Raw genomic sequence first — 19,012 nt, 5'->3', positions numbered from 1 at the left:
AAGCGCCCCGCAAACCCTGACCTACCGGCGCCCGGGAAATTACGCGGAAATTCAATCGGCGACCTGCGGAAAGTAAGCCCTGTGGGGCGCCTCCTACCTGTTTATCCGCCTGGGTGCGGGTGAGTTTGGCGCGGTGCCGCTGGTGGGCGCGCGCGCCGGCGGCGCGGCCCTGCTGCTGCTGCCGCTGCTGGCCTGGCGCGGCGGGCTGGCCGGCCTGCGCCGCCGCTGGTGGGCGATCGCCGTGGTAGGTGTCACGAATTCGGCGCTGCCCTTCGTGCTGTTCAGCTTTGCCGCGCTGACCATTCCCGCCGGGCGTTCCGCCATGTTCACTGCGGCCACGCCGCTGTTTACCGCGCTGATCGGCTGGCTGTGGTTGCGCGAACGCCTGGATGCGCCACGCGTAGCCGGGCTGGCGCTAGGCTTCGCCGGGGTGCTGTGGCTGGTGTGGGACAAGGCCGGGCTGCAGCACGGTGCCGCGGGCAAGGCCGCCGGCCTGGCCGCGCTGGCCTGCCTGGCCGCTACCCTGCTCTATGGCTTCTCCGCCAACTTCACCCGCAAATACCTGGCGGACGTGCCGTCGCTGACGGTGGCAACGGGCAGCCAACTCGCGTCGGCGCTGCTGCTGTGCGCGCCCGCGGCCTGGCTGTGGCCAGCCACCCAGCCAAGCTCGCACGCGTGGCTGGCGCTAGGCGCGCTGACCGTCGCCTGCACCGCGCTGGCTTATGTGCTTTTCTTTCGCCTGATCGCCAAGGCCGGGCCGGCACGGGCAATGACCGCGCTGTTCCTGATCCCGGCCTTCGGTGTCTTGTGGGGCGCGCTATTCCTGGGCGAACGCCTTACCCCTTCGATGCTGCTGGGCTGCGCCGTGATCCTGGCCGGCACGGCCCTGACAACAGGCGTTGTGCATGGATGGAGCAAGCGCCTGGCAAGCTAATGTGGCGAAGGGATGCGGGTTGGCTTCATCGGGCTCGGAAAAAAATTCGGCGCGCCACAATGGGCGCGCCGATTCGCGTGCAGCGTGGGAGCGCTGCGATATACCTTCGTTAAAACGGATGCTTTGGATCCTGGGGACCTTCAGGCCGGGAGTGCCTGTGCCACCACGGTGGCCATGGAGCCACTGGCAACGCAAACCAGCGCCCAGCCTGCCAACATCCGGAAACTCTTCCAACGGCTCATGATGCACTCCTGGTATCCGCGCGTCGTTACGGTGACGCAGCGGGGTGACGCTTTGAATCCGGCGCGCCGGGGTCATACAGACCCTGCGGCTTGCCGGTTGTTCGGGTTACTGGCTCAGGCCTTGGCGCCGTCGGTGTACACGTCGCGTGCGCCGCTGCGAGCACCGTCGAAGTAGGGGTTGCGCTTGTCGTTGCGGGCGCCGTCGGTGTACGGGTCAAACTTGCGGCTGGGTTCAGCCGACACGCCGCTGCGATCCAGGCCGGCGACGGTACGGAAACCATCCGTGTACGGGTCGGTCTTGCCAACGCGTGCGCCGTCGGTGTAGGGGTCGGCGCTGCGAGCGGGGTCGGACGACACGCCGGCGCGGTCCAGGCCGGCGGTCAGGCCGCCTTCGGAGAAGACGTCGAACTTGCCGGTGCGGGCGCCGTCGGTGAACGGATCGAACTTGCCGGCGCGTGCGCCTTCGGTGAAAGCGTCGAACTTGCCGCTGCGGGCGCCGTCGCTGTAGACGTCGCGGGTGCGGTATTCATAACCGTACTTGTCTGCGGGGACGGTTGCGGCGGCCTGAGCATGGCCGGCGGCAAAAGCTGCGGCGAGGGTGGCGGCGGTCAGCAGGGACTTGGCAAAAAGCTTGGTGTTCATGATGTTCTCCAATCGAAGCATGGGTCCGGGGGTCTGCTTTGGCCGCGGGGACCGGGTTTTAGCTGGATCGTCGTTTTTCTTGCCTTCTTACCTATCACTAGGTAGAGAAGCGGAGCAAAAAAAATGACTTTCGTCCTTGTTACTCGTTTGCTGCGTTGGAAACCGGCTGGCTGGGCCTTGTCTGTCTGGCGTTACCTGGCTGCGGAATCCATGGAACACATCTTATCTACCTGTAAGTAGATAGTCAAGGGTTTTTACTAGGTTGCAATTAAGATATCCGGAAACGGCATAAGCGGCATAAGACGCACTATCCGGTGCCATGGCCATTTGTTGCCCTGCGTGTACTACGCTTTTGGGGTGTGTGGACCAAGAGGGATTGCCGCATCGCGGCATCGCGAGCAAACTCTCCGGGCCGTGACCGGGCATCCCCGCGCACGCATCAGCAGCAGCACTTGACTCATCCGCACCGGCGCCAGCGCGGTGCCACCGGGAGGCCGTACCGCCATGAGCGCAGACAATGCCATCGGAAGCCTGGAACCCCCCGACCCGCAAGCCATCGTTGCGGCGGGCCTGGCCATCGAGCAGGAGGCCGCCACCGCGGCGTTCTCCCCGATGGAGTCGCGCAGCCACCAGATGTGGCCCCTGCTTGCCGCCGCCGAGATAGCACGGCTACGGCACTTCGGCACATTGCGGCAGTGGCGCGCCAATGAATACCTGTTTCGCACCGGCGACCCGGCCCACGGCATGGTCGTGCTGCTGCGGGGCCGCGTGCGCGTGATGCAGCGCGACGCACGGGATCGTGCGTCGGTGGTCGGCGAGCACGGGCCGGGCAGCTTCCTTGCCGAGGTGGGGCAGCTATCGGGCAAGCCTGCGCTGGTCGACGGCCTGGCGCTGGAGGACGTCGAGGCCATCGCGATTCCACCCGATCGGCTGCGCGCGCTGATTGTGGCGGAAGCCGAACTGGGCGAGCGGATCATGCGTGCGCTGATCCTGCGCCGCGTCGGCCTGATCGAGCGCGGCAATGGCCCGACGCTGCTGGGCCGCGGCAGCGACGCGCGCCTGCTGCATCTGCAGGCGTTCCTGCGACGCAACGGCTATCCCCACACCGTGGTCGACGCGGACACAGATCCCGAGGCGTGCGCCCTGCTCGATTCCACCACGGCCGCGCCCGGCGACTTCCCGCTGGTGATCTGCCCCGGCGGCGCGGTGCTGCGACGCCCGGACGCGGGCCAGCTTGCCACCTGCCTCGGCCTGCTGCCCGAATTCGACCCGGACTATGTCTATGACGTGATCGTGGTGGGTGCCGGCCCGGCTGGTCTCGCCACTGCGGTGTATGCCGCTTCCGAGGGCCTCTGCGTTGCCGTGTTCGACAGCCTTGCGCCAGGCGGCCAGGCCGGCGCCAGCTCGCGCATCGAGAACTACCTGGGCTTCCCCACAGGTATTTCCGGACAAGCGCTGGCCGGCCGGGCCTTTGTGCAAGCCCAGAAGTTCGGCGCGCACCTTGCCATCCCCCTGCAGGTGGCCGCACTGCATTGTGGCGAGCATCCGCAGCGCGTCGAATTGAGCGATGGCCGCAAGATTGCGGCCCGGACCGTGGTCATCGCCAGCGGCGCGGCTTACCGCCACCCCGCTATCGCGGCACTCGATCGCTATGAGGGCCGCGGCGTCTACTACTGGGCGTCCCCGGTGGAAGCCCGCCTGTGCAGCAGCGAAGAAGTCGTGCTGGTGGGTGGCGGCAATTCCGCGGGGCAGGCCGCTGTCTTCCTGGCCGCGCACGCCAAGCGCGTGCACATTCTCATTCGGGCCTCGGGGCTGGAGGCCAGCATGTCGCGCTACCTGATCGAGCGCATTGCCGCCCAGCCCAATATCGAACTGCATACCGGCGCGGAGATTGTGGCCCTGGGCGGCGAAGAACGCCTGGCTACCATCGGTTATCGCACGCGCGACAGCGACCGCGTGACCGAGCTGCCGATCCGGCATCTGTTCCTGTTTACCGGCGCCGATCCCAATACGGGATGGCTCGCCAGTTGCAATGTGCGCGTGGACGCGAAGGGATTCGTGCTGACCGGCACGGACACGGCGCATGAAGGCACGATGCCGGCATCCACGCTGGAGACCAGCGTGCCAGGCATCTTTGCAATCGGGGACGTGCGCTCGGGTTCCACCAAGCGGGTTGCAGCGGCCGTGGGCGAAGGCGCGGCGGTGGTCGCGCAGATCCACAGCTACCTGGCAAAAATGAAACAGCCTGAGCCGGGAACGCTTGCCATGTAAGCATTGCCGGACGCCTTGCAAACACCGGGCGATCAATTTACTCCTGCCGCCGCGCGCCGGCAATCGACTGTGTGGACGGCGCGCGACAGGGCCTGAAATGCGCTTTTATTTACTATATTGGTTGCATGGCAGGAGCTTCAATTCGAAGCCATCGATAGCGGGAGGTTGCCATGCGTTCGCTTGCAGACATGTTTAGTCCGCCCACCCCGGAGAAAATCGCAGCAAGGGAATTGCAGCAAATGCGGCTTACCTTATTCCAAGCCGAGCGCCGCCTGCTAGAGGCACAGATGCAGGTCGACTACTACCGCGACCTGGTCGCATTCCTGGAAGATGTGAGCGCCTCCGGCGTCGAGAGCGTCGTGGACAAGCGGCGCACCCCGGTCACCACGGAGCATGCGCAAGCGCCCCGCTCCGCGCCCGGCCTCATCACGGTGCCTGCCGTACCTTCAGCAGCCTGACGGTTTACCGGGGCCAACGTGACTCACGTTGGCACGGCGCCGGCGCGCCCTTCGCTTGTGCGAAGACGGGCCGGTGCATCGTCATGCCATGCCGCGCGGCTTGAAGCCGCGGCGGCTATCCGCTCGCATGACACACGGCGCTTGCTGAAGCGTTCCCGATTGCCCAGCCGCCGGCACCGCGCCGGCGCTGTGCGATACTTGCCGCCTCACGCGGCATCCCCATGCCATGCGCACAAGAACATAGCCTCGCACCGGGCAGTGGCGCCCTGCACGCTCGCCGTGCCGGCAGCCCGATCAGGATGCGGGAACAAGGAACAAGGAACATCGAAATGAGCGCACTGCTGCCAGCCATTGAAATCGAAACCGCACCGTCGCCCACGTGGTCGGTCATCTGGATGCACGGGCTCGGCGCCGACGGCAGCGATTTCGTGCCCGTGGTGCCGGAACTGGGCCTGGCGCGCGCGCCCGGCGTGCGTTTCGTGTTTCCCAACGCGCCGGCCATCCCGGTCACCTGCAACGGCGGCTACGTCATGCCGGCGTGGTATGACATCCACTCACTCGACGACGCGCGCCGCCATGCGGACGAGGCCGGCATCCGTGTCTCCCGCGACGCCGTTCGCGCCTTGATCGCGCGGGAGAACCAGCGCGGCGTGCCCAGCCATCGCGTGGTGCTGGCCGGTTTCTCGCAAGGCGGCGCCGTGGCCTATACCACCGCGCTGACGCATCCCGAAGCCCTGGGCGGCATCATCGCTCTTTCCACCTATATCTCCGCGCCGGCGCTGCTTGCCGCCGAATTCAGCGAAGCCAATCGGGCCACGCCGATCTTTGCCGGGCACGGCACCGAGGACGACGTGGTATCCGTGCAGCTCGGCCTGCTGGCACGCGACACCCTGGAAAAACTGGGCTGCAAGGTGGACTGGCACACTTACCGCATGTCGCACTCGGTCTGCATGGAAGAGATCAAGGCGATTGGCACGTGGTTGAATGCGCGCTTCGCGGCGGGCGAGAAATCCTGACAGGCCCGGACATCGCTCCAGTATCGCCCCGGCATCGGATAGCGTGGTAGGCTCGCGCCCCACCGCATGATTTGCAAGTCATTATGAAAACCTCACCCCCCGACGCTTCGGCGCCCACACCCGCTCCAGCGCTCAAGCTCGACTTCAATACCCGCAAGGCTCTGCTGTTTGCGCTCGCCGCCGAACGCTTGTCGGCATTCTACGAACACCGTCAATGGATGACCGATGCCCAGGGCGCAACCCTGGCGAGCCTGTGGCTGTCGCGCTCCAAGCTGCAACTGGCGCTGGCCGAGCGGCGCTTGCTGTCGCAGCTGAGCGATCAGTTCGCGCGCCAGCTCGCCGGCACGCTCTCGCGCGAGGCGGGGCTGTACACCGCCCACGAAATGATGGAAGCGCTGGATCCCAACTACCAGTCCGCCTTTGCGCACGACCTGCTCGACGAGTGCGAGCGGCTCCTGCATGAGAACGGCGTGACAGAGTGATAACGAAGTAAGCCAGTGCAGGACGCATCGCGTCCCGCCAATGCGGATCAGAGGCTGGCCACCCTGGCCGGGCCGCGGCTCTTGTCGAATGGCTCGGCATCGAGACGGCGGAATACCAGTGCCGATAGCAGCGTGATCATGCCCACGGTAAAGAACGCCAGCCGGTAAGCCGTACCGGCCACGCCCAGCTGGGCGGTAAACATGCTGACAAGCCCCCCGCCGATGGTGACCCCGAGCCCGATTGCCAGCATCTGCACCATCGAGAACAGGCTGTTGCCGCTGCCCGCGTCCTCCACGCTCAAGCCCTTGAGCGTCACGCTGTTCATGGCGGCGAACTGCATGGAGTTGGTCGCGCCGAACAACGCGAGCTGCGCAATGGCCAGGCCCACTGGCCAGCCCGGCGAAATCGCCGCGAACGAGGCAATCGATCCGCCCACCAATACGGTGTTGACCAGCAGGAAATTGTCATAGCCAAAGCGCTTGACGAGCGGCACGATCCAGCGCTTGGCGACCACGCCGGCCAATGCGGCCGGCAGCAGCATCAGCCCCGAATGCAGCGGCGAATACCCCATCTGCAACTGCAGCAGCAACGGCATCAGGAACGGCACCGCGCCGGAGCCGATGCGGCACACCAGGTTGCCGGCCAGGCCCACGCTGAAATTGGGCTCGCGAAACAGCGCCAGCCGGAACAGCGGATTGCGCCGCCGCCGCGCATGCGGGATGTAGAGCAGCGCGGACAGCAGGCTCAGCCCGAACAGGCTGCCGCTCCATGCCGCGTGGCTCGCCTCGCGCGGGGTGTCAAGTGCCAGCGAGAACGCCACCATGCAAAGCGATAACAAGCCACAGCCGAGAAAGTCGAACGGGGCCGCGCGGCCGAGGGTGTGGTCGGGCAGGTAGCGCAAGACCGCCAGCATCCCGATGGCGCCCACGGGCACGTTGATCAGGAAGATCCAGTGCCAGGCCACCGACTGCACGATCCAGCCGCCCAGCACCGGGCCAAAGATCGGCCCGACCTGCCCCGCCACCGAGACAAAGGCCAGCGCCGCGATGTATTGCTCGCCGCAGACGCTGCGCAGCACCGCCAGCCGGCCGATCGGCAACAGCATGGAGCCGCCCACGCCCTGTATCACGCGGGCAACCACGAGTTGGTCCAGGCTCTGCGCGCCCGCGCAGAACAGCGAGCCCAGCACAAAGATCAGGATCGCCGCGAAGTACACGCGCCGGGTGCCAAAGCGGTCGGCCAGCCAGCCCGAGGCCGGCGTGAGCATCGCCATGGTCAGCGTGTAGGCCACCACCACCGGCTTCATGTCGAGGGGGGTTACCTTGAGGCTGCGCGCCATTGCGGGCAACGCGGTGTTGACGATGGTGGTGTCGAGCGTTTGCATGAAAAAGCCCGCTGCGACGATCCACAACATGGCCTTTTGCGAGGATTGGCTGGTCATCTGGTACGTCTCGAGGCAAGTACCGGCAATAAGGGGCAATCACCGGTGAGGCATCTGGAATAGCCCGAGAGAGAAGCGATATGGGTAAACCAGTGCCACGAATGCTGCCGATGTTAATACCGGCCGTGCCAATCGGGAACCCCGCTAGGTATATTGACTGTCATCGGAGAATCCGATGACAATGCGGCATGCTCAATCCCGTCTGGATCAAGACCTTCGCCACCGTAGCCGCCGCGCACAGCTTTACCGACGCGGGGCGCCAGCTCGGCCTGTCCCAGTCCAGCGTCAGCGACCACGTCCGGCGCCTGGAACAGCATGTGGGGCGCCGGCTCTTTGTGCGCGATACCCACACCCTGGCCATGACCGCCGACGGCGAGGCGCTGCTGGCGCACGCGCGGCTGATCCTGGATGCCATTGCGCGCGCGGAGTCCCAGTTCAATGCGCCGCGCCTGCAGGGCCGCGTGCGGCTGGGCACCTCGGACGACCTCGCGCTGGGCCCGCTGCCCAATGTACTGGCGGCGTTTCGCAACTCGCATCCGGATGTGGAGCTGGAAATCACCATTGGCATGACCGGCAAGCTCTATGAGCTGATGGATGCCGGTGCGCTGGACCTGATGATCGGCAAGCGCCGCGAGGGCGACCGGCGCGGCGCGCCGCTGTTCAGGGGCAAGCTGGAGTGGCTCGCCCGGCCCGGCACGGTGGCCGACCTGCGCCAGCCCCTGCCGCTGATTCTGGTGCCCGAGCCCAGTGTCACGCGCGCCATCGTGCTCGATACGCTGGCCAAGGCCGGGATGCGCTGGCAGATCGTCTGCACCAGCAGCAGTCATTCGGGCTGCATCGCCGCCGCGCGCGGCGGGCTGGGCATTACCGTGCGCGCGCAATATCTGTCCGGGCGCGGGCTGTCGCCGCTGGTCAATGGCGACAGCCTGCCGGCGCTGCCGGAGGTGGAATTCATCTCGCTGCGCGCGGGCCGCCTGAGCCGGCCCGCCGAAACGTTGCTGCAACTGCTGCAAAAGAGCGATCTGCGCGGGTCCTGGCTGGACGAGTAGCCAGGATCTGCACACCGCGCCCCGCGCGGCTCACGCATTCGCGCCATCCTGGTACACATTGAAGCTGCGGGCCGGCGACGCTGAAACGCCGCGGGTATCCATGCCGGCCACCTTCTGCGCGCCATCGACGAACGGGTCGACATTGCGCGCCGGATCGGAGGAAACACCGGAGCGGTCCAGGCCAGCGATGCGCGCGCCATCCGTGAACGTATCGAGCTTGCGGGCGCCGTCGGAGAACGGGTCGGTGCTGCGGGCCGGATCGGCGGAGACGCCAGTGCGGTCCAGGCCGGCGATGCGCGCGCCATCCGTGAACGTATCCAGCTTGCGGGCGCCGTCGGCAAACGGGTCGGTGCTGCGGGCCGGATCGGCGGAGGGGCCAGTGCGATCCAGGCCGGCTATGCGGGCGCCATCGGTAAAGGGATCCACGATGCGGGCGTGGGCACCGTCGGTGAACGAGTTGAACCTCCCGCCCCTTGCGCCATCGGTAAAGGCGTTCACGGGCGCCGTGCGCGCACCGTCGCTGTAGATATCGCGCATGCTGGTGGCGCTATGGGAAACCGGGCTGGCCGCTTGGGCGCTGCCCAGGGCAAACACGGCGCCGGCGATGGCGGCGGCGGCAAACAGCGACTTGGTGAGGTTCGGGTACATGGCAATCTCCAACTGGGTGAATGTGCCCATTCGTCGCCGCCACCCACAGGAACTTACAGGTTTTTTTCACATTGTTTGCGCCGATCCTTGCGCCGCATCCACATGCGGCGCCCCGGCCACCTAACCCCTCCCCCAGTCAAAAGTATGAACCCGGGGTTGACCCAGCCAAAAGCCTATCCCCCCAATACCGTGGCGATCTCCAACCTCCGGCCACTGTCGGCAAGCACACGCATGACGCTTAATACGTTAACGGGTCATGCCCGACTGCGTGGCATACCGCACAGAGAAAAATCCAAACGGCTGGCGCAGCAGCCGCGACCTTTCGACTTGGGGAGACAACGGGATGATCGATACCGAACTGGATTTGGCCGGCAATCACTTGCTGGGTGCCCTGCCGCCGCACGAGCGCCGCTTGCTCCTGCCGCGCCTGGATAGCGTCAACCTGCGCACGGGGCAACTACTAAGCGATTCCGGGCAGCGCATCCGGCATCTCTACTTCCCGAGCACGGCGGTGATCTCGATGATGTCCCTGCTGGAAAGCGGCGCCACCGTGGAGCTGGCCTCCGTGGGCCGTGAGGGGCTGGTCGGCCTGCCCGCGCTGACCGGCGCCGAGACCATGCCCAACCGGATCGAAGTACGCAGGAGCGGCATCGGGTTTCGCGTTGCCGCGAGCGACCTGCGCGCGATCTACCCCGACCTGCCCACACTGCAGCGCATGGCCCTGCTCTATATGCAGGCGCTGCTCACGCAGGTGTCGCAGACGGCCGTCTGCATCCGCCACCACTCCCTGACCACGCAGTTGTGCCGCTGGCTGCTGCTGGCGCTGGACCGCTCGCCCTGCAATGAGCTCGACGTTACCCAGCAGACCATTGCCGACATGCTTGGCGTGCGGCGCGAGGGCGTGACCGAGGCGGTCGGCAAGCTGGCGGAGCTGCAAATGATCCGGCACAGCCGCGGCCATATCACCGTGATCGACCGGGCCGGTCTGGAGGGCTTTTCCGGCGAGTCTTACCGCATCGTGCGCAACGAGTTCGACCGCCTGCTCAGCCACGCGGCCGGCTGATCGGCCAAGCCGTCAATCCTGCGGCAGCGCCTGGTACGCAGTGGCAAGATGATATGGGGTGGTCGAAGGCATCTCCGATCGCTCCACCTTGCCGGCAGGCGACAGGCACTCATGCCAGCCGCCCGCGTGCAGGAATCGCGCCGGGTAGGCTTTCAGCCAGGCCTGCAGGTGCGCCAGCGCGACGCTGTCGCCACGCACCGCCAGTGCCCGCGCGAACTCGGTCTGGGCCCAGATGCGCTGGATCGGATCACGGAGCGAGCCGTCCAGATGCAATGCCGCGGCCACGCCCATGGTGCTGGTGTCGACGCCGTGCTGCATGGCAAAGTCGAATGCGCGTGCCAGCGCTTGCCTGAGCCCGGAGCCCTCGAACAACGCGGGCTCGCTGGCAAGCAGCGAAAACCACTCGAACTGGTGGCCGGGCTCGACCCGGTTGCCATCGCGATCGGTATTCATCGGCAACTCGGCAATGCAACCGGTCGCCGGATCGACAAAGGTGGCCAGCACGGCGGCGGCAATGGCCGCCAGCCGGTCCACATAGACATGTTCCCCGGTTGCCTCATGCGCCGCCAGGTAGGCCTCGGTCAGGTGCATGATCGGGTTTTGCTGGGGCGGCCCGCCGACCGGGCTGAAATCCTGCGCGAGCGCGGCATGGTAAAGGCCGTGGGCAGTGGCGAAACGCTGCTCGATCACGCGTGTGGTGCTGTCCAGCAAGGCCCGCGCTTGCGTGCTGCCCGAGCGCTTGAAATACGCCGCGCAGGCAAAGACGACGAAGGCGTGGGTGTACAGGTCCTTGGTGGTATCCAGAGGCTGTCCCTGCGCATCGATGCTGTAGACCAAGCCACCCTGCACGCCGTCGGCAAAGCGGCCGCTGAGCGACGCGAACAGGCGCGCGGCATGGGCCGCCGCATCGGCGCCCGCGCACTGCGAAAACACGTAGAGCTGACGCGCGCAGGCCATGGCGCGGTAGCGCGCCACCGGCAAAGGCTGCCAGCCAGCGCCGGACAGCGCCTCGTAGGGCAGCTGCATCGCGGCGTTCCAGCCCGGCCCGGTCCATAGCGGCAGGACGGCGGCATCGTAGTGCGCGCGCAATGCGGCGAAGGAAGCGGCCTTGGGATCAGCACCAGCGGTGGCAAGGGGTGGCGTAACGTTCATGCGGAAAAGGAAATCGGTAGGAGGCACGTATCTGCCACCCGTGGAATATACCTCAGCCCGCCAAGCGGCCCTCCCGAGCGGCGGTTGCGGCCCTTGAATGCCGCCTTCGGCCCAATAGCTCTTTTACGCCGATGGCAAGCTTGATCCCGCCAATAAATCGCCTAACCTTACGACGTGGCCCCTCCAATCGAAGGCCGCGGTAAGCGGCTTTTGCGCCGTATTCCGCGCCTGCCGCGGCGCCCGGGCCACATGCCTGGTTTGTGCAGATGACATGGCCGGAAGGATCCCCGCCTCCCGTCCAGTGTATCTATTAAGCACTTTCGGCCCATCCGGAGCCCTCCGGAGGTCGCGCCCATGCTCCATGGGAGAGCAAGATGGAAAAGCCGGTGGTAAGTCCCTTGCGTTTTGTCGAACTACTCAACGCCAGGCTGCCCGCCCATCCCCTGTATCAGGAGGGGATGCGCGTGTACGCCATTCCCAATCATTCGGAACACCCTCACAGCCTGGTCTGCGTTGGCCCGCGCGGCGTCAAGGGCGTGTGCGCGACGGTGGAGCTCATCGTGCGCGGCGAGTGCGAGATCTTTCCCGACATACCGGGCGACTGGCACGCCTCCCACCACGGAACGGTCCGCACGTTGCATCGCTAGGGTTTTCCTGCCCTCACCGCCCCCACTCCCCGCTCAAACGCCACTCAAACCCGCTCCAGCTTCTGGTGAGGCTGGGGCGGCAGCGCCACACGGATCGCGTCTTGCGCTCGCACCAGCCCGCCGGCCAGGACAATGCCCATGATGCCGGCCTTGCGCACCAGCTTGCCTTGATCGTCCCGGCCCAGGACCTGCGCGAGCAGCCCCGGCTGGAAGCGTTCGATCTGCGCGCAGGGATTGCGCAGCCCGGTGATCTCCACCACCGCGGTCTCGCCCAGGTGCAGCCGCGCGCCGGTTGGCAGCGCCAGCAGGTCGATACCCTGCGTGGTGATGTTCTCGCCCAGCGCGCCAGGCGCCACCGCGTGGCCGGCGGCCTGCAGCATCGCCTGCAACTCCACCGATAGCAGGTGAACCTGCCGCAGGTTCGGCTGGGTGGGGTCCACCGCCACGCGGGAACGGTGCTTGACGGTTTCCCCCAAATGCGCGTCACCCTCCACACCCAGCCCGGCCAGCAGGCGGATGACCGGCGTACCCGCCTTGCTGAAGGTGTGCGTGGCGCTAAGGCTTACCGCGACCACCCTGCCCGCCTGCGACGATTCGGTCCACCCGATGTCGGCCGGCATGGTCATGCCGCCGCGCGCCCTGGCTCGCCGGGCACCGGCATCTGGACCACGCCCGCGCTGTCAGGCGCCAGGGCGCCCGCCGGATAACGCGCGGCAAACACCAGCCGGCCCGACGACCACGTATGCGTCACCAGCGGCTGGCCTGCCACCATGGCGACTGCCACCAGGTCGGCACGCAGCCCGGCCGCGATGCGGCCGCGATCGGACAACCCGCAAGCCGCGGCCGGGTTGACGCTGACCAGCGCGGCAGCCTGCGGCAGGCTCAGGCCCGCCAGGCGCTCCGCGGCAAAGGCGGCGGCAATGAGCGTGGACGGCTGGTAGTCCGAGCACAGGCAGTCCGCCACCCCCGCGGTAATGGCATCGATGGCACGCATGGAGCCGCTCTGGCTTTGGCCGCGCAGCACGTTGGGCGCACCGAGGATGGTCGGCAGCCCCTTTGCCTTGGCGGCTTGTGCCGTCTCCAGGTTGATCGGGAATTCGCTCATGCGCACGCCCAGCGCGTGCATGGTGGCGATACGCTCTGCCGAGTCGTCGTCATGGCTCGCGGCCGGCACACCCATGCTGGCGGCCAGCGCCAGCAGGCGCTCCACCCGGTCCAGCGCGCCGTGCTGCTCCACCCGTTTCTTGTCGGCGGCGGCATGGGCTTCTTCCCGGCTCATGGCGTGGTTGCCCATCATGTAGGCCAGGTACGCCTCCAGCGTCTTGAACTGGCCCTGCCCGGGCGAGTGGTCCATCACCGAGACCAGGTCCACCAGGCCGGCTTCCACCAGTTGCTCCAGCACCGGCAATGCGCTCGCATCGGTGACCTCGTAGCGGCAGTGGATGCGGTTGTCCACCAGGCTGTGGCCGCGGAAGGCGGCAACGGCGCGCACGAGCTCGGCGGCGGTATCGAAGTTGCGTACGCCGAACGTGTTCCCGGCAAACGAAACCGCATGGTAAGGCGTGGTGATGCCCGCGGCGGCGTTACGGCGATCGACCTGCGCCACGGCAAAGTCCAGCGGAAACATCACCCGCGAGCGCGGCTCGGCTTCTTTCTCGATGGCGTCGCAATGCAGGTCGATCAGGCCGGGCAGCAGCGTCTGGCCACGCAGGTCGATCACCTGGGCGGCGCGCGGCACCGCGCCGGCATCGGGCTCGATGGCCGCGATGCGGCCGTTCTCGCTCAGCAAGGCGCTGTCGGCTAGCACGCAGTCGGGCAGGACGATCCGCGCATGGGTCAGGTAGGCAGGAAGCATGGTCGGTTCCGGGAACGATGGGGAACGATTGGGAACGATTGGGAACGATTGGGAACGATTGGGAGCGAATGAATACGATAAGAATGAATGGCTCAGCCAGCGACCGCCGCAAGCTTGCCAACCGGTGCGGCCTCCGTGACGGCAGGCGGGTGCAACGGCAGCAGCCTGGTGGCCACCGCCTCGCGCACGGCTTCATCGTGGAAGATGCCGACCAGGCAACGGCCCTCGGCCAGCGCTTCGCGGATCAGCGCCACCACCACCGCGCGGTTGTCCGCGTCGAGCGAGGCGGTCGGCTCGTCCAGCAACAGCACCGGATGGCCGCCGATCAGCCCGCGCGCGATGTTCACGCGCTGCTGCTCGCCGCCCGAGAACGTCGCGGGCGGCAAGCTCCACAGCCGGCCAGGCACCTGCAGCCGCGCCAGCAGCACCGCAGCACGCTCGCGCGCTTCGTCGGCACTGGCGCCGCGCTGCTGCAGCGGCTCGGCGACCACATCTAGCGTGCTCACGCGCGGGATCACATGAAGGAACTGGCTGACATAGCCGATCACTTCGCGCCGCAATTGCAGGATGCGTTGCTCGGGGCCACGGGTCAGTTCCACCCATGACTCGCTGTCACGGATGCGGATGCTGCCTTCGGTGGCCAGGTAGTTGCCGTAGAGGCAGCGCAGCAGCGTGCTCTTGCCCGCGCCGGAACTGCCGGCCAGCACCAGGCATTCGCCGGCGGCAGCGTCGAAATCGATGGCCTGCAGCACGGGCAGGCGCGTGCCGCCCTGGTTGTGCAGGATGAAGGTCTTGCCGAGGCCGCGCACCTGGATGCGCTGGAGGTCTTGCCTTCCGTCGTTTGTGTCGCTTGTGTCGCTTGTGTCGATTACGTCGTTTAGGTCTTTCATGTCTTGCGTCATGGTCAGCCCTGCAGGATGGAAGACACCAGCAGCTGGGTGTATGGATGGTGCGGATCGTCGAGGATCTGGTCGGTCAGGCCGCTTTCCACCACGCGCCCGCCCTGCATCACCAGCGTGCGATGCGCCAGCAGGCGCGCCACGGCGAGGTCATGGGTGACGATGATGGCGGCAAGGCCAAGGTCCGCCACCAGCCGGCGCAGCAGATCGAGCAGGCGGGCCTGCACGGAGACGTCGAGCGAGGCGGTGGGCTCGTCCATGAACACCAGGCGCGGATGCGTCACCAGGTTACGGGCGATCTGCAGGCGCTGCTGCATGCCGCCGGAGAAGCTCGTCGGCGCATCGTCCAGGCGGCCCAGGTCGAGCTCCATCTTTTCCATCCACGTGCCGGCGACTTCGCGCAGCTCGCCATAATGGCGGCCGCCCACCGCCATCAGGCGCTCGGCGATATTGGCGCCGGCGCTCACGCGCATGCGCAGGCCATCGCGCGCGTTCTGGCGCACGAAGCCCCAGTCGGTGCGCGCCAGCAGGCGCAGCCGGGCGTCGGATAGCGTGGCAAGGTCAACCAGCCCTTGCTCGCGGGTGTCGTAGCAAACGCTGCCGGATTCCGGCGCGGCCTGCCAGGACACCGCCTGCAGCAAAGTGCTCTTGCCCGAGCCGGATTCGCCCACCACGCACAGCACTTCGCCGGGGAAGAGATTGAAGCTGACATCGTGGCAGCCGTGCACGCCATCCCAGGTCCGGGTCAGGCCGCGCACGGACAACAGCGGCTGGTGCGCGTCGGTGCGGCTCATGCTGCCTCCTTGCGTGCGTTGGCGGCCGTGCCATTCGGCCCGGTCTCACCCTGCTCCTGGCGGGTCGCGCAGTACTCGGTATCGGAGCAGACGAACATGCGCCCGCCCGCGTCGTCGATGATGATTTCATCGAGATAGCTGTCGGTGGAGCCGCACAACTCGCAGCAGCCGTCCCACGTCTCCACCGCAAACGGGTGGTCGTCGAAGTCCAGGCTCTTCACGCTGGTAAAGGGCGGCACCGCATAGACCCGCTTCTCGCGGCCCGCGCCGAACAACATCAGCGCCGGGCTGAAGTCCAGCTTCGGGTTGTCGAACTTGGGGATGGGCGACGGCCGCATCATGTAGCGCTGGTTGACCATCACCGGGTAGTCGTAGGTGGTGGCAATGCGCCCATGGCGGGCGATGTCCTCGTACAGCTTGACGTGCATCGCGCCGTATTCCGCCAGCGCGTGCATGGTGCGGGTCTCGGTCTCGCTCGGTTCCAGCCAGCGCAGCGGCTCCGGGATGGGCACCTGGAACACCATGACCTGGCCCTTGGCCAGCGGGGTTTCCGGAATCCGATGACGGGTCTGCACGATGGTGGCTTGTGCGGTGCGCTCGGTGGTCTGCACGCCCGTCACGCGGCCGAAGAAGCGGCGGATATTGATGGCGTTGGTGGTGTCGTCCGAGCCCTGGTCGATCACCTTGAGCACATCGTCGCTGCCGATGATGGAGGCGGTGACCTGGATGCCGCCGGTGCCCCAGCCGTAGGGCAGCGGCATTTCGCGGCTGCCGAAGGGCACCTGGTAGCCGGGGATCGCCACCGCCTTGAGCAACGCGCGGCGCAGCATGCGCTTGGTGGATTCGTCCAGGTAGCCGAAGTTGTAGTGTTCGTCGCGCACGGCGGCGTTTGCGTTTGCGCTGAGATCAGCGTTGGTGTCGGTCATGATGCGATGGCCTCCTGCGCCTGCGCTTGGGCCACGTCGGCGATTGCGGCAGTGTCCTGCCCGGGCGGCGTGGGCGCCGGGGTTGGCACGCCCTGCCCGCGCTCGGCACGCAGGCGGCGCAGCAGTTCGAGATTGGTCTGGAAGTCCACGTAGTGCGGCAGCTTCAAGTGCTGCACGAAGCCCGAGGCCTCCACGTTGTCGCTGTGGTACAGCATGAACTCCACGTCGTTGGCGGGCGCGTCGGCGGCTTCGCCCAGCTCGGCGGCGCGCATGGCGCGGTCGGCCAGCGCCATCGACATGGCCTTGCGTTCGCCGTAGCCAAACACCAGGCCATAGCCGCGCGTAAAGCTCGGCCCTTCCTGCGCGTTGCCGGCAAACTGGCTCACCATCTGGCATTCGGTGACCTCGATCTCACCGATGGTCACGGCAAAGCCCAGCTCCTCCACGAACAGCTCGACCTCCACCTCACCGTAGCGGATCTCCGCGGCGAACGGATGCGAATTGCCGTAGCCGCGCTGGGTCGAATAGCCCATCGACAGCAGGAAGCCTTCGTCGGCGCGCGCCAGGTTCTGCAAGCGCGCCGGGCGTGCGGCAGGCAGCTCCAGCGGCTCGCGCGTGAGGTCGGGCGGCGCGGGATCGTGCTCGGGCACCGTCTCCGGCTCGATCAGCGATTCCTGGCGCAGCAGGTCGGTCACGCGGGGCATGCGCGCGTCCAGCGTGGTCGGCGCGGGCGGCAGCGGCGCGTTCTCGCGCTCGGCTTCCAGCGTGAAATCCAGCAAGCGCTGGGTGTAATCGTAGGTGGGTCCCAGCACCTGCCCGCCCGGCACATCCTTGAAGGTGGACGAGATCCGGCGCTGCAGGCGCATGGCGCCGGTATCGAGCGCCACCGAGTAGCCAAAGCGCGGCAGCGTGGTGCGATACGCGCGCAGCAGGAACACGGCTTCGATCAGGTCGCCCGCCGCTTGCTTGATGGCCAGTGCGGCCAGGTGCGGGTCATACAGCGAGCCCTCGGCCATCACGCGCGACACGGCCAGCGGCATCTGCTCGCGCACCTGCGCCAGCGTCAGCTCCGGCACGCAGCGGTCGCCGCGGCGGTAGTCGTCCAGCATGCGGTACGAGTTGAGGATGGCGCGTTCGCCCCCTTTGACGGCAACGTACATGTCAGGCCTCCGCTTGGGTGGTGCGCGGCAGCGCGCACAGGGCGCTGCCACTGGTCAGCAACACGTCCACGCCGAGCGGGAAGCGCGCGTGGTTGGCCTGCCACTGGGCCCAGAAGTCCCCCGGCAAGCCCTGCACGGCCAGCGTGGCGTGGGTCTCGATGCCGGGGCCGCGCAGCGTGACCGCGGAGCCCGCGCTCAGGGACGGGACCTCGACCAGCAACGTGGCGGAGCGGTCCGGGTAAGCCGGATCCCCCTGGGCACAAGCCGCCAGATCGGGCAGGGCGTGGCCTGCGGGCACGGCCACGAAGGCCGCCTGCCCGACTTGCGCCACCAGCGGGCAGCCGCAGTGAAAGCGCAGGAAGGCTCGTACGGCCTCGGGCGTATCCGGCGGCAGCCACAGCGGCGTATCGCTGTCGACCAGCGTGAGCAGCAGCGCGCTTAGGGCCAGTGACAGGCCCTGCGGCACGCCGCATGGCTCGGCCAGCACGCCGATGCTGCCCGGGTGGGACATGGCATGCAGCGCGGCGCGGAAGGTCCGCTGCGCCGATTGCACCGCATCGTCGAAGCCGGGCAGCAACATCGGCACGCCAGCGCCGTGTCGCCCCGGGGCCACGTTGTCGTATCCAGCCGCCTTAGCGGCAATCGATTGGCCTGGCATCTCAGTCCTCTCCACGCACCATGGTAAAAAACTCCACCTTTGTCTGTGCCGCCACGGCGGCCTTGTGCTCGCCTTGCGCCGTGCGCGCCCGGGCAAGCGGCGCGACCACGTCGGCCTGCACGCGCGCATGCCACTCGGGCAGTTGCAGCAGCGCATCCAGCACGGCGATCTGCTCCGCCTGGGCGTGTGTACGGCCCTGCACGTAACCCACCCCGACCACGCCCGGTTCCAGCGTCACCGCGCAGCGCGTCACGCTGACCTCACCGAGGTTGAACTGCGCCCCCGTGCCGCCCGCGCGCCCGCGCACCATGGCCATGCCGCTCTCCGGCTTGCGCAGCAGGCGGTAGGCCGGCAACGCACCGAGGCGCCCCACGGCCTGCGCCAGGGCATCCGGAGCGGCCAAGGCCAGCACGCGCAGCCAGGCGGCGCGGGCCGCTCGAGCCGCTTGAGCCGCTTGCTGCTGGGCCGCCGCCCCTGGCAGCGTGCCCGCTTCGGTATCGGTTCGATCCATTTCACATCCCCTATACGTCTATACGTTTAGATGTAGAATACCATCCATGGCCGAACTACAACACAGCCAGATGAAGCTTTCATGACGGCGGCAACGCGGTTCGCCCGCGTGCACGGCATGGCCAGGTTGAGGCACAATCGCATCCTATTGAAGCACGCAAATG

General features: G+C 67.2%; 20 protein-coding genes. 8 read left to right on the top strand and 12 right to left on the bottom strand.

Going from position 1 to position 19,012, the window contains the following annotated elements; translation table 11 throughout:
• The first annotated feature begins 79 nt into the window (after window positions 1–79).
• Window positions 80–934, top strand: a complete 855-nt coding sequence (locus tag ACGLHR_RS33705; RefSeq protein WP_400099266.1) for a DMT family transporter — start codon at window positions 80–82, stop codon at window positions 932–934.
• A 356-nt stretch (window positions 935–1,290) separates the two neighbouring features.
• On the opposite strand, the gene ACGLHR_RS33700 is transcribed toward ACGLHR_RS33705, so the two are convergent.
• The gene (locus ACGLHR_RS33700) at window positions 1,291–1,818 is read right to left on the bottom strand and encodes a hypothetical protein (RefSeq protein ID WP_318232729.1); all 528 of its coding nucleotides are present in this window, start codon (window positions 1,816–1,818) and stop codon (window positions 1,291–1,293) included.
• A 504-nt stretch (window positions 1,819–2,322) separates the two neighbouring features.
• Here ACGLHR_RS33700 and ACGLHR_RS33695 point away from each other — a divergent pair.
• The 4 genes from ACGLHR_RS33695 (at window position 2,323) to ACGLHR_RS33680 (ending at window position 6,045) form a co-directional block, all read left to right on the top strand.
• Window positions 2,323–4,089, top strand: a complete 1,767-nt coding sequence (locus ACGLHR_RS33695) for an FAD-dependent oxidoreductase (protein ID WP_400099260.1) — start codon at window positions 2,323–2,325, stop codon at window positions 4,087–4,089.
• A gap of 170 nt (window positions 4,090–4,259) precedes the next feature.
• Window positions 4,260–4,547: a hypothetical protein gene (locus ACGLHR_RS33690; protein ID WP_400099258.1), complete on the top strand. Its 288-nt coding sequence runs from the start codon at window positions 4,260–4,262 to the stop codon at window positions 4,545–4,547.
• 329 nt (window positions 4,548–4,876) lie between these two features.
• Window positions 4,877–5,563, top strand: coding sequence for an alpha/beta hydrolase (locus ACGLHR_RS33685; protein WP_400099256.1), 687 nt, complete (start codon window positions 4,877–4,879; stop codon window positions 5,561–5,563).
• Between the two features lie 83 nt (window positions 5,564–5,646).
• Window positions 5,647–6,045 (top strand): hypothetical protein, encoded by a 399-nt coding sequence (locus ACGLHR_RS33680; RefSeq protein WP_174423696.1) that lies wholly within the window; start codon window positions 5,647–5,649, stop codon window positions 6,043–6,045.
• Between the two features lie 47 nt (window positions 6,046–6,092).
• Here the strand turns inward: ACGLHR_RS33680 and mdtD are convergent, their stop codons facing one another.
• Window positions 6,093–7,487: a multidrug transporter subunit MdtD gene (gene mdtD, locus ACGLHR_RS33675; protein ID WP_400099254.1), complete on the bottom strand. Its 1,395-nt coding sequence runs from the start codon at window positions 7,485–7,487 to the stop codon at window positions 6,093–6,095.
• 188 nt (window positions 7,488–7,675) lie between these two features.
• Here mdtD and ACGLHR_RS33670 point away from each other — a divergent pair, with 188 nt between their 5' ends.
• A complete protein-coding gene (locus ACGLHR_RS33670; protein WP_318232733.1) occupies window positions 7,676–8,536 on the top strand; it encodes a LysR substrate-binding domain-containing protein in 861 nt (286 codons plus the stop codon).
• 30 nt (window positions 8,537–8,566) lie between these two features.
• Here the strand turns inward: ACGLHR_RS33670 and ACGLHR_RS33665 are convergent, their stop codons facing one another.
• Window positions 8,567–9,214: a copper resistance protein CopQ gene (locus ACGLHR_RS33665; protein WP_400099252.1), complete on the bottom strand. Its 648-nt coding sequence runs from the start codon at window positions 9,212–9,214 to the stop codon at window positions 8,567–8,569.
• A 313-nt stretch (window positions 9,215–9,527) separates the two neighbouring features.
• On the opposite strand from ACGLHR_RS33665, the gene ACGLHR_RS33660 reads away from it, so the two are divergent.
• The gene (locus tag ACGLHR_RS33660) at window positions 9,528–10,247 is read left to right on the top strand and encodes a Crp/Fnr family transcriptional regulator (RefSeq protein ID WP_400099250.1); all 720 of its coding nucleotides are present in this window, start codon (window positions 9,528–9,530) and stop codon (window positions 10,245–10,247) included.
• A 12-nt stretch (window positions 10,248–10,259) separates the two neighbouring features.
• Here ACGLHR_RS33660 and ACGLHR_RS33655 read toward each other — a convergent pair whose 3' ends face one another.
• Window positions 10,260–11,399: an AGE family epimerase/isomerase gene (locus tag ACGLHR_RS33655; protein WP_400099248.1), complete on the bottom strand. Its 1,140-nt coding sequence runs from the start codon at window positions 11,397–11,399 to the stop codon at window positions 10,260–10,262.
• Between the two features lie 374 nt (window positions 11,400–11,773).
• On the opposite strand from ACGLHR_RS33655, the gene ACGLHR_RS33650 reads away from it, so the two are divergent.
• A complete protein-coding gene (locus tag ACGLHR_RS33650) occupies window positions 11,774–12,046 on the top strand; it encodes a hypothetical protein (RefSeq protein WP_400099247.1) in 273 nt (90 codons plus the stop codon).
• Window positions 12,047–12,090: 44 nt separating this feature from the next.
• Here ACGLHR_RS33650 and ACGLHR_RS33645 read toward each other — a convergent pair whose 3' ends face one another.
• From ACGLHR_RS33645 to phnG, 8 genes are all read right to left on the bottom strand, one after another.
• A complete protein-coding gene (locus tag ACGLHR_RS33645; protein ID WP_400099245.1) occupies window positions 12,091–12,672 on the bottom strand; it encodes an MOSC domain-containing protein in 582 nt (193 codons plus the stop codon).
• Window positions 12,669–13,901, bottom strand: a complete 1,233-nt coding sequence (locus ACGLHR_RS33640) for an alpha-D-ribose 1-methylphosphonate 5-triphosphate diphosphatase (protein WP_400099243.1) — start codon at window positions 13,899–13,901, stop codon at window positions 12,669–12,671. Before ACGLHR_RS33640 ends, ACGLHR_RS33645 begins: the two co-directional genes overlap by 4 nt.
• Window positions 13,902–13,993: 92 nt before the next feature.
• Window positions 13,994–14,791 (bottom strand): phosphonate C-P lyase system protein PhnL, encoded by a 798-nt coding sequence (gene phnL / locus ACGLHR_RS33635; protein WP_400099242.1) that lies wholly within the window; start codon window positions 14,789–14,791, stop codon window positions 13,994–13,996.
• Between the two features lie 14 nt (window positions 14,792–14,805).
• Window positions 14,806–15,594 (bottom strand): phosphonate C-P lyase system protein PhnK, encoded by a 789-nt coding sequence (gene phnK, locus ACGLHR_RS33630; protein WP_400099240.1) that lies wholly within the window; start codon window positions 15,592–15,594, stop codon window positions 14,806–14,808.
• A complete protein-coding gene (locus ACGLHR_RS33625; protein WP_318232742.1) occupies window positions 15,591–16,520 on the bottom strand; it encodes an alpha-D-ribose 1-methylphosphonate 5-phosphate C-P-lyase PhnJ in 930 nt (309 codons plus the stop codon). The genes phnK and ACGLHR_RS33625 overlap by 4 nt, the downstream gene beginning before the upstream one ends.
• A complete protein-coding gene (locus tag ACGLHR_RS33620; protein WP_400099238.1) occupies window positions 16,517–17,680 on the bottom strand; it encodes a carbon-phosphorus lyase complex subunit PhnI in 1,164 nt (387 codons plus the stop codon). Before ACGLHR_RS33620 ends, ACGLHR_RS33625 begins: the two co-directional genes overlap by 4 nt.
• A 1-nt stretch (window position 17,681) precedes the next feature.
• Window positions 17,682–18,260 (bottom strand): phosphonate C-P lyase system protein PhnH, encoded by a 579-nt coding sequence (gene phnH, locus ACGLHR_RS33615; RefSeq protein ID WP_400099264.1) that lies wholly within the window; start codon window positions 18,258–18,260, stop codon window positions 17,682–17,684.
• A gap of 79 nt (window positions 18,261–18,339) precedes the next feature.
• Window positions 18,340–18,849, bottom strand: coding sequence for a phosphonate C-P lyase system protein PhnG (gene phnG, locus ACGLHR_RS33610; protein WP_400099236.1), 510 nt, complete (start codon window positions 18,847–18,849; stop codon window positions 18,340–18,342).
• Between the last annotated feature and the right edge of the window lie 163 nt (window positions 18,850–19,012).

It is taken from the genome of Cupriavidus sp. CuC1 (assembly GCF_044627735.1).
GTDB classification, from domain to species: Bacteria; Pseudomonadota; Gammaproteobacteria; order Burkholderiales; family Burkholderiaceae; genus Cupriavidus; species Cupriavidus ulmosensis.
Note: the sequence above shows the minus strand (reverse complement) of the source record. Positions and strands in the feature narration are given on the sequence as shown.

Bases quoted from the DNA above. Each gene is read 5' to 3' on its own strand.
- ACGLHR_RS33680 (WP_174423696.1), top strand. From the start codon at position 5,647: ATGAAAACCTCACCCCCCGACGCTTCGGCGCCCACACCCGCTCCAGCG.
- mdtD (WP_400099254.1), bottom strand. From the start codon at position 7,487: ATGACCAGCCAATCCTCGCAAAAGGCCATGTTGTGGATCGTCGCAGCG.
- ACGLHR_RS33650 (WP_400099247.1), top strand. From the start codon at position 11,774: ATGGAAAAGCCGGTGGTAAGTCCCTTGCGTTTTGTCGAACTACTCAAC.
- ACGLHR_RS33695 (WP_400099260.1), top strand. From the start codon at position 2,323: ATGAGCGCAGACAATGCCATCGGAAGCCTGGAACCCCCCGACCCGCAA.
- phnG (WP_400099236.1), bottom strand. From the start codon at position 18,849: ATGGATCGAACCGATACCGAAGCGGGCACGCTGCCAGGGGCGGCGGCC.
- ACGLHR_RS33645 (WP_400099245.1), bottom strand. From the start codon at position 12,672: ATGACCATGCCGGCCGACATCGGGTGGACCGAATCGTCGCAGGCGGGC.
- ACGLHR_RS33640 (WP_400099243.1), bottom strand. From the start codon at position 13,901: ATGCTTCCTGCCTACCTGACCCATGCGCGGATCGTCCTGCCCGACTGC.
- ACGLHR_RS33685 (WP_400099256.1), top strand. From the start codon at position 4,877: ATGAGCGCACTGCTGCCAGCCATTGAAATCGAAACCGCACCGTCGCCC.
- ACGLHR_RS33660 (WP_400099250.1), top strand. From the start codon at position 9,528: ATGATCGATACCGAACTGGATTTGGCCGGCAATCACTTGCTGGGTGCC.
- ACGLHR_RS33655 (WP_400099248.1), bottom strand. From the start codon at position 11,399: ATGAACGTTACGCCACCCCTTGCCACCGCTGGTGCTGATCCCAAGGCC.
- phnL (WP_400099242.1), bottom strand. From the start codon at position 14,791: ATGAAAGACCTAAACGACGTAATCGACACAAGCGACACAAGCGACACA.
- ACGLHR_RS33620 (WP_400099238.1), bottom strand. From the start codon at position 17,680: ATGTACGTTGCCGTCAAAGGGGGCGAACGCGCCATCCTCAACTCGTAC.
- phnH (WP_400099264.1), bottom strand. From the start codon at position 18,260: ATGTTGCTGCCCGGCTTCGACGATGCGGTGCAATCGGCGCAGCGGACC.
- ACGLHR_RS33665 (WP_400099252.1), bottom strand. From the start codon at position 9,214: ATGGGCACATTCACCCAGTTGGAGATTGCCATGTACCCGAACCTCACC.
- phnK (WP_400099240.1), bottom strand. From the start codon at position 15,594: ATGAGCCGCACCGACGCGCACCAGCCGCTGTTGTCCGTGCGCGGCCTG.
- ACGLHR_RS33690 (WP_400099258.1), top strand. From the start codon at position 4,260: ATGCGTTCGCTTGCAGACATGTTTAGTCCGCCCACCCCGGAGAAAATC.
- ACGLHR_RS33670 (WP_318232733.1), top strand. From the start codon at position 7,676: ATGCTCAATCCCGTCTGGATCAAGACCTTCGCCACCGTAGCCGCCGCG.
- ACGLHR_RS33700 (WP_318232729.1), bottom strand. From the start codon at position 1,818: ATGAACACCAAGCTTTTTGCCAAGTCCCTGCTGACCGCCGCCACCCTC.
- ACGLHR_RS33625 (WP_318232742.1), bottom strand. From the start codon at position 16,520: ATGACCGACACCAACGCTGATCTCAGCGCAAACGCAAACGCCGCCGTG.